The organism is Candidatus Magnetobacterium casense, from assembly GCF_019173545.1.
Lineage (GTDB): Bacteria > Nitrospirota > Thermodesulfovibrionia > Thermodesulfovibrionales > Magnetobacteriaceae > Magnetobacterium > Magnetobacterium cryptolimnobacter.
In genome coordinates this window covers 1-2421 of the sequence record NZ_JABXWD010000462.1, presented here as the reverse complement: position 1 = coordinate 2421, position 2421 = coordinate 1, and the positions used below count along the sequence as shown (strand labels likewise).

The following is a 2421-nucleotide window of genomic DNA, read 5'->3' as shown; positions in this document are numbered from 1 at the left end:
CCTCAGCAGACAGTGGCGCCGATGAGAAGATTAATACCCTTGCTGCATCGTTTAAGGCGATTTCAGGGCGACTCGATGAGATCGAAACGTTCATAGCAAAAACCAACGACGCAGCACAGCAAAAGACCGGGGAGGCCATCAAAGGATTGTCGCAGTTGATACAGACGCCTCCTGATCTGACTTCGGCATATGCGCCAATGATTCAGAAGGTCGAGTCAGCCTTGGCCGATATTGCCGGGGAGATTGCGCAGTTGAAGGACAAGCCCTCAGCAGACAGTGGCGCCGATAAGAAGATTGACACCTTTGCCGCCTCGTTTAAGGCAATCGCAGGGCGACTCGATGAGATCGAAACATTCATAGCAAAGACCAACGACGCGGCACAGCAAAAGACCGTGGATGCCATCAAAGGATTGTCGCAGTTGATACAGACGCCTCCTGATCTGAGCTTGACATATGCGCCAATGATTCAGAAGGTTGACTCAACCCTGGCCAACATTGCGGGGGAGATTGCGCAGTTGAAGGACAAGCCCTCCGCAGACAGCGGCGCCGATACCCTCAAGGCATCGTTGAAGACCGTCACAGGACGGCTCGATGAGATCGAAACGTTCATAGCAAAGACCAACGACGTGGTACAACAAAAGACCGAGGCCGGTTTCAAGGATTTGTCGCGGTTGATTCAGACGTCGCCTGACTGGATACTGACATATATGTCAACGGTTCAGAAACTCGAAACAGGTCTGCGGGACATTGCCGGAGAGGTCAGGCAGTTGAGGGACAAGTCCCCGGCAGAGGGTGGTACCGACAACGGCAATCCGGACGGTAAAATTAACAACCTGGGTGCCTCGTTTAAGCTAATCTCAGGGCGACTTGATGAGATCGAAACATTTATCGCAAAGACGAACAAAATATTAAAGCAACAGACCCAGGATGGTCTCAATGGTTTATCCACGGCGTTTGGGTCGTCGTTGAACACCTCCATGTCTGCGATATTGGCGGCGGTGCAGGGGAGGTTGCAAGAGCTGGAGACCTCCATTGTTAGCATTGCCAAAGACCTCACCAACCTCAGAGACAAGCCCCTGGTAACGTGGCCGGAAAATATCAAGGGTTCCCTTGATGCACTCTCCAACAGGCTTGACGAAATAGAGAGCTTTATAGCAAATACAAACAACACCATGAGACAACGCTCTGATGAACGGTTGCTGGAGTTCACACAAACGCTCCAGACCTCCATAGACACATCCGTGTCAGAGCGGATGGCAGAGGGAATAAGAAATCTCAATGACGAGCTTGTTGCGTTAAGGGAGAGGCTCTCCGACATGCCAATGGATAAGGCTGCCATGGAGACCCGCAGTTCAATTGACAAGGTTCAAAGCAGTCTGACGGAAAAACTGGAAACCGCCATCAGGGGTCTCTACGACGAACTGACGCAGCTCAAGGGCAAACTCCCCGATATGGCAATTGTTTCGGAGCTGGGCGTGAAGCTGGAGCAGTTGTCTCAACAGAGCAGGGAGGCGTTTTCAGGTACGGTCGATGCGGTAACCGAAAAAACGACCGTTTTATCCCATGACCTTGGCGGTTCCTTGCAGACAATAGGCAGCACCATTGACGGCATAGAGAATATTATCCGGAAGGTCTCCTACAATCTCAGCGAGGATAGCTCCGGCAGTGTCAAGACACAGATACTGGCAGTCCGGGAAACAATGTCGGATATTATAAGGTTTCTGCTGGTGTTATCCGACAATCTTAGCGAAAATAACTCTGACGGCATCAAGGAACAGATTCTGGCACTGAGGGAAACAATGTCGGATATTATAAGGTTTCTGCTGTTGCTATCCGAAAGGTAAGCTCAGGGGTGTAAACAGACGTGGCACCAACTGTGCCACCAATGCCCCTAACATCAGCCGCAGCCCTCCTTTGACAGCAGGTGAAACCTCACGCCGTCAACGGAAAAACCAATCACGCCACCATCGATATCAAAATCGGGGTCACAAATACCGGCAGCCAGCAACAACTGCATCGAAGCATCAACCTGACCACGATTAAATACGATCAGGACTACCGTATCGCTGCTCATCTGTCGCACGATAAACCTCACCCCGCAATCCTTCTTTAAGAACCTCAGCAGGGCCTTCACCTTGTCAGGGACATTGCTCACGTATTGAACCTTTTTAACACACTTTGCTTTTTTTTAGAGTCCGCTGCTCTATCTTAGCAAGTCAACTTGCACGAGGTCAACGGGTAGGGCAATCGCATCAGAGAATTTTATGCGTTATACTGAAATGACGCAGGTTTTTCAGGCATGATATTTGATTGACAAAATAATGGGGTCAAGGGGGCTGGCCCCCTTGCAGGGGGTTCTGAAGGGGGGCGGAGCCGCCCCTTTCTTTCTTCTATTCAGGCAATTTTGATACCCGAAAAAAC

The 2421-nt window shown here is 50.6% G+C and carries 2 protein-coding genes; one reads left to right on the top strand and one right to left on the bottom strand.

Annotated features, from left to right (window positions below):
* On the top strand, nucleotides 1–1844 hold a 1844-nt coding region (locus HWQ67_RS16370; protein WP_218253756.1), incomplete at its 5' end, for a hypothetical protein.
* Nucleotides 1845–1897: 53 nt separating this feature from the next.
* On the opposite strand, the gene HWQ67_RS16365 is transcribed toward HWQ67_RS16370, so the two are convergent.
* Nucleotides 1898–2155: a hypothetical protein gene (locus HWQ67_RS16365; RefSeq protein ID WP_218253755.1), complete on the bottom strand. Its 258-nt coding sequence runs from the start codon at nucleotides 2153–2155 to the stop codon at nucleotides 1898–1900.
* Nucleotides 2156–2421: the final 266 nt, after the last annotated feature.